This is a genomic window from Flavobacterium sp. RHBU_24, assembly GCF_046613695.1.
Lineage (GTDB): Bacteria > Bacteroidota > Bacteroidia > Flavobacteriales > Flavobacteriaceae > Flavobacterium.
The window spans coordinates 99,154-111,978 of sequence record NZ_JBKJHD010000002.1 but is presented as its reverse complement, the minus strand read 5'-3'; the positions used below and the strand labels follow the sequence as shown (position 1 = coordinate 111,978).

The 12,825-nt window shown below is 43.6% G+C and carries 7 protein-coding genes; all 7 read right to left on the bottom strand.

Annotated features, from left to right (window positions below):
• Positions 1 to 103: 103 nt before the first annotated feature.
• Positions 104 to 2,653, bottom strand: coding sequence for an alkaline phosphatase PhoX (locus ACLI09_RS02905; protein ID WP_411418091.1), 2,550 nt, complete (start codon positions 2,651 to 2,653; stop codon positions 104 to 106).
• Positions 2,654 to 2,873: 220 nt separating this feature from the next.
• The gene (locus tag ACLI09_RS02900; protein WP_411418090.1) at positions 2,874 to 4,712 is read right to left on the bottom strand and encodes a cytochrome-c peroxidase; all 1,839 of its coding nucleotides are present in this window, start codon (positions 4,710 to 4,712) and stop codon (positions 2,874 to 2,876) included.
• A 318-nt stretch (positions 4,713 to 5,030) separates the two neighbouring features.
• Complete coding sequence (locus tag ACLI09_RS02895) at positions 5,031 to 6,662, bottom strand: T9SS type A sorting domain-containing protein (protein WP_411418089.1); 1,632 nt, start codon at positions 6,660 to 6,662, stop codon at positions 5,031 to 5,033.
• Positions 6,663 to 6,808: 146 nt separating this feature from the next.
• Entirely contained in the window at positions 6,809 to 8,035 is a 1,227-nt protein-coding gene (locus ACLI09_RS02890; RefSeq protein WP_411418088.1) for a SusE domain-containing protein, read from the bottom strand.
• A gap of 211 nt (positions 8,036 to 8,246) precedes the next feature.
• The gene (locus ACLI09_RS02885; RefSeq protein WP_411418087.1) at positions 8,247 to 10,019 is read right to left on the bottom strand and encodes a class I mannose-6-phosphate isomerase; all 1,773 of its coding nucleotides are present in this window, start codon (positions 10,017 to 10,019) and stop codon (positions 8,247 to 8,249) included.
• A gap of 8 nt (positions 10,020 to 10,027) precedes the next feature.
• Entirely contained in the window at positions 10,028 to 11,230 is a 1,203-nt protein-coding gene (locus ACLI09_RS02880; RefSeq protein WP_411418086.1) for a glycoside hydrolase family 76 protein, read from the bottom strand.
• Between the two features lie 19 nt (positions 11,231 to 11,249).
• Positions 11,250 to 12,821, bottom strand: a complete 1,572-nt coding sequence (locus tag ACLI09_RS02875) for a RagB/SusD family nutrient uptake outer membrane protein (protein ID WP_411418085.1) — start codon at positions 12,819 to 12,821, stop codon at positions 11,250 to 11,252.
• Between the last annotated feature and the right edge of the window lie 4 nt (positions 12,822 to 12,825).

Below are 12,825 nucleotides of genomic sequence, written 5' to 3'. Positions count from 1 at the left end.
GATTTACAAAGCAAATTGGAAACCATACCCTGCAGTGATAAAAAAATTGATAAACAAAAAGGAGCCGGCATTGCTGCCGGCTCCGGTAAATATTCTATTTACACTATTTAACCTTTACAATTTTGTAAGATGCTGTAGCATTACCTGCGTGCACGGTAAGGATAAACACCTGGTCTGAAGGATAAGCAGAAAGGTCTACCTGTAGGCTGGCGCTTCCTGTTGCCGATACCTCAGTTACTTTGCGGCCTACTATATCAAATACTTCTACCGTAGCATCCTGACCTGCAAAATTGCCGGTAAGGTCTACTTTTACAATACCGTTAGTTGGGTTAGGGTACACTTTTACATTTGCTGTAAGGGCAGGGTCATTTGTGCCTGCGGCTGTCTCAACAGTAATATAATCAGTTTTTGTTTCTGTTTCGCTGGTACCTGCTGCATTTGTAGTAACAAGGCTTACGTTATATGTACCTGCCGTGGCATAAGTAACTACCGGCGACTGTGCTGTAGATGTTGCAGGGTTACCACCTTCAAACGTCCAGGCCCATGATGTAGGGGTGTGCGTACTAAGATCAGTAAACGTTACCTGCGTGCCTGTTGTAACAGTAACATCGTTAGCTACAAAGTCAGCGCTTGGTGCCTGTAGCCCCAGGTTAGAACCTAAAGAGAATACCACTACGGCACTTGCATTAAACGTCACCTGGTTGCCTGTAGCATCAGTTTGTGGCGTGTTTCCTGAATCGGGGTGCTGTACAGAGAAAAATCCGTATTTAAAATCAGGTGTAAAGGTTAAACCTGTTGGCTCTGATCCGGCAGGCATAGAAGAGTGCAGTAGCACATGCGGCATGCTCTGGCGGTGATCTGGCCTTACTACCCAAATGTAGTTTTTACCACCATCCTGAAGTAGCCAAAGGTTACCTTTATCATCAAAAGTAATGTTATCGTTACCATCACCCCAAGGCTCAACAACCGTTCCTGACGCGGTTTCGATAGGGTAAGACATACCACCTACAAAAGTTTCAAAGTTACTTATGGTCATGCCGTTATCTTTAAACCTGTAGATGCGGTTTTTACCTTTAGATGTAAAGTATATCATGCCGTCAAGCGGGCTGATTTCGCAGTCTTCAACACCGTTAAAGTTAGTGCCTCCTAACGAAAGCGCTACAGATGTAACGTTATTACAATCAGCCGGTGTAGTATTTGGCACTTGTATCCATGTAGCTGTAGAAGAGGCAGGCTCATCACTTTGCAGGCCAAGGTCAAGCTTAAGTACATAAAGGTTTCCTGCGGTAAGGTCTCCAGGTGTTGTAGGTACAAACTTGTAAACACAGTTTGTGCCACCATCTTCACCTTCATAAGCGGCAGTACCTGCAGCATTAACTACTACATTTTCATGGTTCATACGGCCCAGTTTCCACAGTTTGTCTTTATTACCGTCGTTATCATAATCTTTAACCGCTGCAGTAGCCGGGTCAATCTCCACAAGCCAGCCCACATCCTGGTAGCCGTCTCCGTTTGAGTCGCCACCACTGGTATTTTCTTCAGCAGTTATAACAGTATTCCACGGTGTAGTACCGCCAGAGCAGTTACGTATTGTAGTAACCAGTGATGGGGTATACATGTCTACCGCCTGTGAGTTATCCTGTACCCAAAGCGATGTGTTTTCATTAAAATGCGTATTAACAATACTAACACCCCCAGGGTTGTTTTCATGGTTTACCGCAACACGGCCCAGGGTTGAGCTGCCGTTTACCGGTACATAAGCGGTATAGTCATGGTTGCCCGGCACGGTGCCTGGCTCGTTGCCACCTGTACCCAGAGTATACGTTTCGCCTTCTTTAAGCATCATCTGGAAACGGTGCTCTGCCGGTATAATCATGTTAGGCGTCTGCCCTGTAGGGTTAATTGATGTAAAGCAGCCAATGTGCGGCTCCTCGCAACTTACTACAGTAGGCGCGTCCTGAACATACATATCAAACTTAATGTCTGAACTACTCGCGCTGCGGTTGTGCACCTCTACAGCTATACGGTTAACGCCTTGCGTAAAAATTGTTTTTGGCACTTCATGCACAAAATAACGCTGCTCATCGGCGCCGTCTATGGTTTCAGCAGAAAAAGAAAGGTAGTTAAAATTACCTTCAGGCATGTTGTCGCGAAACGCCTCAACACCGTTTACATATACTACTACGCCATCATCACGCTTAACGCCAAATTCAACCATTTCGGCCACATCGGCAAGGTTGATGTTAATGTCGCGGAAAAAGTAAGTGGTAACATATTTGTTCTCACTGTCTGCACCATACGATATTGTTGTGTTAACAGCATCGCCATAACCAAGTGGGGCCGGACCACTTGCCCATGCACTGTTATCGGTAGCTACTAAATTCCAGGCAGTGCCGTCAAGGCTGGTACCGCTATCAAGGTAGTGCCATTCAGAATCTTTACCTAAAGGGTAAGAGGCCGGTTCTAATGTAAAAGCGGCTTTTGCTGTTTTAACAGCTGTTTTGTTTTGTGTGGCAGGCTTGGTTTCTGCCACTGTTTTTGTACTTTCAGCGGCAGTTTTGCCGTCTGTAAATTCCGGGAACTCTCCCGAGACAACAACCGCAAAACTCCCTAAGGAGAATAGCAGTGCTACAGGTAGTAGTCTTTTTTTCATGTGGGTAATTTTTAGTTGTGTATAATCCTGTTACAAAACTACCCCTTAATGGTATCTTTAACCTTAAGCCCGCCTTAAGGAATATTTAAAGAAAGGTAAGCTGTACCGCCCTGTTTTGAACAAAATGTTACGTGCTTAAAGATGCCTTAAGCTTTTAGTAACGGGCAGTAATAGTTTTTTTGACATACCCGTAACGGTAACATAACAGCCCCGGCTTATTTTATAGGTGTGCCGCACTTACATCGTTAAGCGATGTTATAAACGCTACCAGGGCTTTAACCTCGCTATCAGTAAGGTTTAGCGGGTCGGGAGGCAGCGTTTGGTTTGTTACGTTAAGGCCCAGGCCACCGCCACCGCCCTTGTTATAAAAATCTATAACCTGGTCAAGCGTGGCATAAGCTCCGTTATGAAAGTAGGGTGCCGTAAGGGCCGCGTTGCGCACCGTGGTGGTTTTTACAGAGCGCTCATATATCCAGGCATACTCATTATATATCTGGTTATCCAGCCTACCTTTGTCTTCGTCAAGTTTTGGGGCACTTGCCAGCGGATTAGCCAGTACACCCAGTATCTCACTTTCATTTTCATTATACAGCGGCGGCACAAGCCCTGCAAAGGTGGGCACAAAGTGGCAGGTGGCACAGGCAGCCTTGCCCATAAACAGGTTAAAGCCCTGCCTGGCATCCTGGTTTAGCGTATTATTTTCGCCCCGTATGTATTTATCAAAATCGCTGTTAAACGATTGTAGGGAGAGTACATAGCTGGCAAGGGCCTTGCTGAAATTTTCGCGGGTAACACCTTTTTTACCAAATAGTTTTTTAAACTGTTGCTGGTAGCCCTTATTAGCCTCAAGCTTTTTAAGTATGGCACTATACGCTGTATTAAACTCATTTGGGTTAAAAATAACGTGTTCTGCCTGCTGCTCCAGTGTAAAGGCGCGCAGGTCATAAAAATAACGGTCGGCATACACGGCGTTTAGCAGGGTGGGCGCGTTGCGCAGCACGGTTTTTCCCTGTACATTGCTAAGCGATTTAGGTATACCATCTGTAAAAGCCTTATCGGGAGCATGGCATGAGGCGCAGTTCATTGTATTATCTGCGCTGAGCAGGTTATCATAAAAAAGGGCCTTGCCCAGGGCACGCAGCCCGGCGCTATCCTCATCCGGCTTAAGTTGCGAAAAAAAATAGGGGTTTAAAAAATCGGTTCCAAATATCGACTGGCTTTTAGGGTTCCATGACGAAGTTTGCACTAAATTTTCATCATAGGAATTTTCAAGCAATCCGAGATTTTTATAAAGGGGGTCTATAACATTTTTTATAAAGGCCAGGCGGTCAAAATCATTAAACGAATTTTGTGTGCTTAGCTGGCTAATACCTGAATCTAAAAGAGAAACGTTAGTAGCAAAATTAGCACTTGCAGCATATTCCTGTTTATAAAACTCTTTTATGCCCGTAAGTGACGCTTTAGCCTCATTAAGCGCGTTTAACGATCCGGGGGTATCAAAGCCGGTTATGCCCAGGCTCACCATGCGCACAAGCTGCACGCGCATGGCGGTTACCCCAAGCCTGTTTCTTAAGCCATTTTTCTCTAAGCTTTTATAGAGGTTTGAATAGCTGTTTTTAAGCGTTTTTGCAAGAGCTTCAATTTCATTTTTCTGGCTGGCAGGGTCTTCAGAAAATATCATTTCGTCCAGCACCTGCAGGCCCACCGGCTGCAGCACCTTAGGCATTGTGCCTTCTTTTTCTATATGGAGGAGCGGCGCACCGTTAATATTCTCCTTCACAAATTCAGGATAATGAAACGCCAGGTAAAATTCTGCCTTTTTGTAAGACAGGCGGGTTTTGGTTAGTATGTGTTGCAGAGAATCAACGGATGCCACACCCTGCTTGTAGGCTTCGGCTGTTTTGTCCAGCGCAATAATGTTTTGGTTAAGTTCAAAAGTATACTGCGCTACAACGCCGTTTTCGGTATATACAGGCTGGGTTTTAAAAGAATATAATACAATGATAACCAAGGCCGTAAACACTAACGCACCTGCCCTATAACTAAATTTCTTAACCATAATGCTACAAAAAATTGATTTAGGCGCAAACATAACCATTACAGTTGTGCGCAAGATTAACAGGCAATTATCAAATGATTAAGCATTAAGAAACTTATAAAAAGCATCCCTGATAACAAGGTTAAAATGACAGCATTTAAAAAGAACTTTCCAGGTTTTCGGCAGTGTAATGGCGCAAAGTGTACTTTACTGTAGGCTCGGCATCAAAAACATGGGCGAAAACAAATCGATACACATTTATGAGTATAAAAAAGCCCGTTCATCTTTTAGACAAACGGGCTTTTACCACAACAAAAAAACTATAAACTAACGCAAAAACTATATTTTTATCACTTTCATTGTTTTCTGGCTACCGGTAGCCGATGTAAGTTTTACAAAATATACTCCTGTTGCTAATCCTGCAAAAGAAACTTGCGACATGTTCGATTTTTCTTCTTTCAACAATTGGCCGGACAGGCTGTAAACCGAAATATTATTAATATCGGCTGCATTTGAAATTGTTAGTATGTCGCTTACAGGATTTGGATAAACACTTGTATTTGCAATTGAAAAGTCCTGTGTCGCAAGTGGGGTTAACACCGCGCTTACCGCAAATAAATTAAATACACTTTCAGATGCTGCCATGTTTGCCGTTACACTTTCCAGCTGTTTTGCCTGGTTAGCTTCAGCTACAGGAACAACAATCTGGAACAGGTTTGGCGCATTGCCAAAGTTGTCAAGCTGGCCTGTAACCATGTTACCTCGGCCTATTGCAGTCGCAACCATTTCAAGGCCGGTGTTAGAAAACCATCCCGGTACTGCAAAATCTCCTGCATCCTGGGTAGTGCCGTCAGCAAAGTGAAGCGTAATATCTACGTTAGCACCGTTGCTTGATGTTACTAAAAGGTACACCATTTCTGCGGCTTTAGGGGTTGCAAATGTTAGTGTCCCTTCTGCCTCTCCTGTGCTTAAACGCAAGGCGTTGTTAGCAGTGTATGCGCCAAATTGGTAATCAGGTCCCGGAGCCATATTGCTTATAATTCCGTCTTCAGGCAAGCCAAAGGTTATAGGCGCATCTTCAGCTGTAAGCTGCAGGCCTTGAGAAATAAGTACATAATCAAAATTATCTACATCGTTAGTTGTAGAAGTACTCATGGCGCCAACGCCGTTTGCAACAACATCATAGTTAAAACCTGATGCTATTGTAAGGAAATCTGAATTTTCAGGGGCTTCAGTTACTAATAGCCCCGTTGCACCCATAAGGTTAAACACAGTTTCGTCGTTTTGTTTTGTAATAGTTACACCAGAAACCATTTTAGACTGGTTTTCTTCGCTTATCATAATCTCAATCTGGAACAGGTTTGGCGCGTTGCCAAAGTCATCAAACTGGCTGGTTACAATATTAGCGCGGCCAATGCCAGTCGCTACCATAGGCAAACCTGAAGCTGAAAACCAGCCCGGTACTGCGTAGGTACCTATTGCCTGAGTTGTACCGTCAGAAAAATTCACGGTGCCTGTAACATCAGCTCCATTGCTTGACGTTACCAGCAAAAACAGCTTCTCTAACGATTGCGCGTTTGAAAACTGTAAAGTACCCTCACTGCCGATAGTGGTAAGGCGAAGTGTATTGTTTGCCGAATACGAGGCTAATTGATACGTGTGAGGTGATGTAAGGTTTGATATTAAGCCGTTTTCAGGAAGGCCAAAGGTTATTGGCGTAGCATTTGCATCAAGCTGAAATCCACGGGAAATAAAAACATAATCAAAATTATCGGCATCGTTTGTTACCGTAGCGCTAAGGGGCCCTACTCCATTGGCAATGATGTCCTCATTATAGCCGGAGCTTACTGCCATGTGGGCAAAATTTTCGCCCTCAACCATTTTGGTTTTCTTTACTTTCGGCTCCAGTCCGTTGTCTCCAAAGGCGTGTGCAGGAGCAGAAATAACTATTGCCGCAACAAGGGCAATCATTTTTGCTGTTAAATTGTAATTTTTCATCATAAGTATTTATTAGTTATTAATAGGGTGGCTGATAAGGCAGGGTACAATCGCTGTGCAATAATTATCACATAAAAATGCTTACAGCGATTGTTATATGCCCATTTGCCAAGATTTTTTTAATTTAATTCTAATTCATGGTAATAGCTGTCTGCCGCCGGGTCAAACACAATACGCACTGTAAAGGCGTTGCCGTTAAACGCGTCCGGAAACTTCCATGCTCCCTCCCACTGTGTTACCCCGGGCGCTAAAAAGTAGGTGTTATAGTATGATGCGGGCTGGCTGCCGTTAGGGCGCACATTATAAGCCGTAAATCCGTTTATTACCGAAGCGTTCATATCGGCATTGTGGTAACTGCCAAGTGCTGCCGGCTGGCCGTTTAGCTCATAGCTAAAGCGGTACCTTTCTTCTTCCCATCCTAACCACGACGGTGCTTCGGGAGCGCCCGGCGTAAGAAACTGAAAGTTACCGTTAGTAGCTTCAAACACGTGGTTGCCTACATAGGTAAGCTGTGCTTTATAGAGCTGGTTTGCCATTATTATAAGCTGCACATTTTCTATTTTTTCAAAAGATACAGTAAGATGCGTGAGGTCCATCCTTACCCGGTAAGCCCCTGCTTCGAGCGTAAAGGCTGTAGACTGATTGCCAAATGTAATTTCGTTATCTGCATTAAGATGGTAAATGGATGCGGTTTCGGCATCGTTAGAGTTCGCAATATAATATTCGCCTCCTTGCAGGTACGTGACAGATTCAAACATTCCGGGGTCAAAGTTATCGCCGGGCATTTGATTGGTTAGCTGTTTAAACGCGACAGCATTTGAAATATCTGCACCTTCTGTGGCTGACCCATATATGTACATAAACTCCGGAAACGTGGCCAAACCTTCTGGACGCGTAAGGGTAAGGGTAAACGTTTCTTCAAATCGCTGTACAAAATAGCTGCTCGAAGCCTGAACCGTCCAGATAACCTGGCCCGTACCCAGGGGAGCAATACCGGCAGACTCTGCAATAACATTCAGATAGGCCTGGCTTAACGACAGGCTGGCCGCGGTGCCGGTACTGTTTGATACGGCTTTGTATATGGGATCTGAAAAATCGCCACCTACCACATCAAAAAGCACGGTATACTGCACAAGGCCTCCATCTTTAGCCTGTGCCGGAGTCCATGAAAACGAAAGTGGCGTTCCGTTTTGAGTGTCTATTGTAACAGGCGCGTTATTTAATGGTGTAACCAGGTTGCCCGTTTCCACTATTTCGGGTTGAAGCCCATTACTGTCGTCATCTGAGCAGGAAGAAGTGCCTATAGCTACGAGTAGGGTTAAAAACACATAAATTATTTTTTTCATGGGTTCATATTTTAAATTAAAACACATTTCTATAAATCGATTTAGTAACTCATACGCAATAATCCCAAATTATCAGGTACAAATGTTTGCACATTGTAAACTTAATAGATTATGGGGTATATTTTACGTATTCAACAATTTTTTATGCACTTTTTTTGTTAAATAAAATTATTCCACTTTTTGCGCATATTTGCAAGTGGCTAAAATAAATTTACTTTATAAATGACTTTACAACTAATGCTGGGGAATCACTGTTATTTTTTATTGTATAGTGATTACAAGCTGCGGGAATAATAAACGTTTCGGCATAGGCAAACACTGTACTCTTCCCTTCAACAATTACTTCGATATGCTCCCCCTCAACAAGGCTAAGCACATGTGCTTTCTGACGGGTTGCAATGGTAACTTCGGTAGTTATGCTGTACCTCTGCACATCATACAAATGGTTAGCGTGCGTAGGTAAATGTTCCAATGTCCAGTCATCACCCGTTTCAATCACTTTAGGTGATGATATTAATTCGGCACTTACCTTGTCGCCTTTGCGTTCAAAGTTAAGATTCTCCATACCCCTGTCTATATTTATAGGGCGTGGCTTGCCATCCATATCCAGGCGCACCCAGTCATACATTTTGAATGTATAGATGTAAGGGGTCGCACTAATTTCAAGTACCAGGTTGTTTTCTCCTGAGCCGTGTATAGTACCGGGAGGGATAAGATACAAGTCGTGCTTATTAGCCTTAAATGCCTGTACATAATCGGTAATATTAAGCGCAACGGCATTATCGGCACTGTGCTCTAAAGCCTGCCTAAATTCATCCGGGTTAATATTTTCCTGAAAGCCAAGGTATACCAGTGCATCGTCTTTTTTATCGAGTATATAATAGGTCTCCTCCTGGGTTATCGCTTCGCCAAAATGCTGATGCATGTACTCCAGTTGCGGGTGGCATTGTATGGAAAGGTTGCCCCCGTCAAACGTGTCAAGGAAATCGAAGCGGATAGGGAACTCATATTTATAGGTATCAAAGTCAGTGCCCAGTACATTCCGGCCGGCGCTATACATTAAAAAATCAAACGAATACTCCAGCATCACGCCCGCACTCTCAATGATAATACCGTTTTCAGGTACTATAAGCTCAAAAGACCATGCATAATTGGGTACATTTTTTTCCAGGCCCTCAATCCTGTCTTTTATCCAGCTACCACCCCACACACCCGGCTCAAACCAGGGCCTTACCCTTATTGGGCTTTGGGATAGTTTACTAATACTGTCGCGCCATGTATTGCCGGTGGTCCATGTAATTTCATCCGTGCGCTGCCCGTCTACAAGGTAGTCAATAGCTGCTTTAACGGTGTTTTTATGCTTGTTTAGTACTACCCAGTCTACAAAGTAAAAACGTTTGTACATTTTTTTAGGGTTAAAGGCCGAGCCTGAGCCCAGGTTAGTAACCGAACCTGCCCTTGACCTGAATTGTATTTCGTTTTTACTAATGTCAAAATAAACTGTTTTGGCCTCCACCGGAAGCATATGCGCGCCTATACCGTAGTATATCACCAGGCCACCCCCATGCTGTGCACTGCACAATTCATTAAGTGCCTCAGCGTTATAAAAGTCGCTGAGTTCAAGATTTGCTATTTTACCAAAAACAGGATCGTCGCCGCCTAAAAAAGGAGCAATCATTTCATCAATTTCGTGCTCAGGCTTAAGCGCGCTTTCTATAGTAACCCAGGTAGGCTGCACACCCAATACTATAAAAGCTTCATTAAGCTTTTGTTTTACATCGTTAAAGCGTATACCACCATATCCATCTATTTTAATGCAGTTATATTGGGCAAGCTCTTTTGCCAGGGTATCGTAGCCAATGGCTATATTTCCATCGGGAACAGAAAATACCGGATAAATATCATACCCGTTTACCGATGGCTTGTTAGTAACCGGCAGCTCAAACTGGTCTGTCTCCCTGATTTTTGATTGTGTAGTGTTCATTATTTATTTTATTCTTCATTTAAATACAACGATGCCCTTCCATACGCCTCTACTAAAGCAGCCTGGTGCAGCAGCCAGTAATACCTGCCCGGGTTATTGCCAGACCAGTCTTCATAAAACTGTCCCTGGGTGTTTCTCGCATTATCCCATGCATAATCAAGGTTATTGACAAACACCTGAACATACTGGTCGGCCTGGGGAACATGGGCCGAAAGCCTTATATAGGATGTCATTAACTCGGTATTAAACCATGAATCGTTAGCCGGGTAAAACAACCTGTCATTACGCACGCTTGTCCACTCAGAAAATGCCGACTGGGCCGTAGCCGTAGCCTGTGTAATGTACAACTGGTCTCCTGTTATTTCAAAAAGGTCTACCGCCGCCATAATCATCATTGCCGCATTATATGTCCATTTTGTAGCATCAATTTGCTGGGTGGTTATATGCTTACTGTTATAGTACAGGTTATCGCCGGGATCACGAAGTGTATTATAATTCCATAAATACGTTCTCTTTGCAAAAGAAAGGTAAACAGGGTTATTAGTAAGCTTATACAGTTCTGCGGTAACAAATGATGCGTATGCCGTAGTATTAGCCGCTTTTATGCAGTTAGGGCCTGAGTTACAGCCGGCGCTCTGGCCTTCAAACCAGTACAGGCCACCACCCAGTACATCATCTTCGCCGGACATTATAAACTCTGCGACAGAAATTGCCCGCTCCAGATAAAAAGGCTTGTTAGTATTTTTATAGGCATCAATAAGCTCCATCGCAACAATGGCGCTGTCATCATAATAATGGTCAGTACTTTGTATAGCGGCCACATAAGCCTGGTAAGTAGGCAAATTTGGCCTGTTGTCATAATATGCCTCAAGGCCGCCAAATTCTTTATTTAAGATTGCTTCATCATACCCCAGCTCATACAGTACATTTCCTGCGGTAAGCATACCAACATAAGGCCATAGGTAGCTGTACTGGTTGGTGTCTCCACCTTGCGCAGGAAAATTTTCGCGGTACAAATCACCTATGGCATAGTGCGTTTGTATCATGTCATACGTAAGCTTTGCCCTTTCTTTATAGCTAATTGTAGTGCCGGTAGTATCTGTACCGCCGCCATTATTAATCATCTGTTCTCCGGGAGATGGGTAGTCATTACACCCAAAACACGCTAAAGCTAAAGCTAAAACTATAACATTCATCATTTTTGTTTTCATAGTCATTAATTGTTTCTTATTACCAGTTAGGGTTTTGCGAAAGGTTTGGGTTAATATCTCGTTCGCTCAGTGGTATAGGCCATAAATAGTGCCTGCCTACATTAAATGTCCTGAAATCAACCCTTGTATAGCCGTTATCTTCCGGGCTTAAATCAGTTTTAATACCATGTGCCCAGCCGTTTAGCACATCCTCAGCAATTCTCCACCTGCGTATGTCGAAAAAGCGGTGGCCTGCCTCAAATGCCAGCTCTACCCTTCTTTCATTCCTTACAAGCTGTGTTAAGTCTGCCTGGGTGCCGCCGGGATACTGCAACGCGCTGGCGGCAAGGCCCGCACGCTGGCGGATAGCGCCTATGGTCAAATCCCAGTCTGCCTGGCTAAATGTACCTAATGCTATTTTAGCCTCGGCATAGTTTAGCAATACTTCGGCGTAGCGTATTAAAATCAGGTTAGTGCCTGAATAGATTTGGTTCCTGGCCTGGTTGTCGTAAAATTTATTTACATAATACCCTGTAGGGGTAGAATTTGACGAAAAATTTATACCGTCGGGCGATGATCCGGGTGTGGTAGTAATAGTAACCTGGGCACCACTAAAATTTGTGAGTACAGTGCCATTACGTATTATTGATGCCGATAACCTGGGATCCCTGTTTGCATAAGGGTTTAGCTCGTTATAACCTGAAGCAGGGTTATCTATTGGCAGTCCATTAATCATAGTATAGGTATCTACCAACTCTTGTAGCGGAGAAAAGTTTGCATAGCCACCTAACGATGGTGGTATGAGGGAGTATTGTATATCATGCTCCCTGTTAGTAGGTATATATTGCAGGCTTAGTATAACTTCAGGATTTACCTCGTTAGCCTGCTTAAATAAATTTGCATAGTTGCCAAATAAAGAATACTGCCCTATAAGCTGTTCTGACAGTGCCGCTGCCTGGGCGTAATCTTCATTATATAAATGTACCCTTGCCTTAAACGCTATTGCAGCGCCTTTAGTTATTCGGCCCGATTCGGTAGCAGGATAGCTCTGTGGCAGTTCTTCTATAGCCTGCTCCAGCTCGCTGTATATAAAATCCACCACTTCCTGTTTTGGTGTACGGGTTAGCACAAGTGCCTGCTCAATACTTATTTCATCCCGCACTAATGGCACATCGCCATAAAGTTCTATAAGATAAAAATAGTGCCATGCCCTTATAAACCTTCCCTGCCCTTTGTATGCAGTACGGTTTGTTTCAGTAATATCGGTAACATTATCCACGTTATTAAAGAAAATATTAGTGCGTCGGATGGCCTCATACCTCGAAGACCAGAAACCGGTAACAACACTGTTAGAAGGATCGTAGTTTCCGCTGGCAATATTGCGGTAGTCTTCGCGGCCCTTGCTGTAAGCATCATCAGATAATGCGCTAAGAAACAAATAAGTATCATCATCCATTAAATCGGCATACATTGAGTTTAAGAAAATACGGGCATCTTCATCCGTTTTCCAGAAATTCAATTCGCTTTGAGAATCTACCGGCGACAGGTCAAGGTCAGACGAACAACCAAAAATTACCAGTAAAATAAACGTCAGTACTGTATATTTTTTCATAATC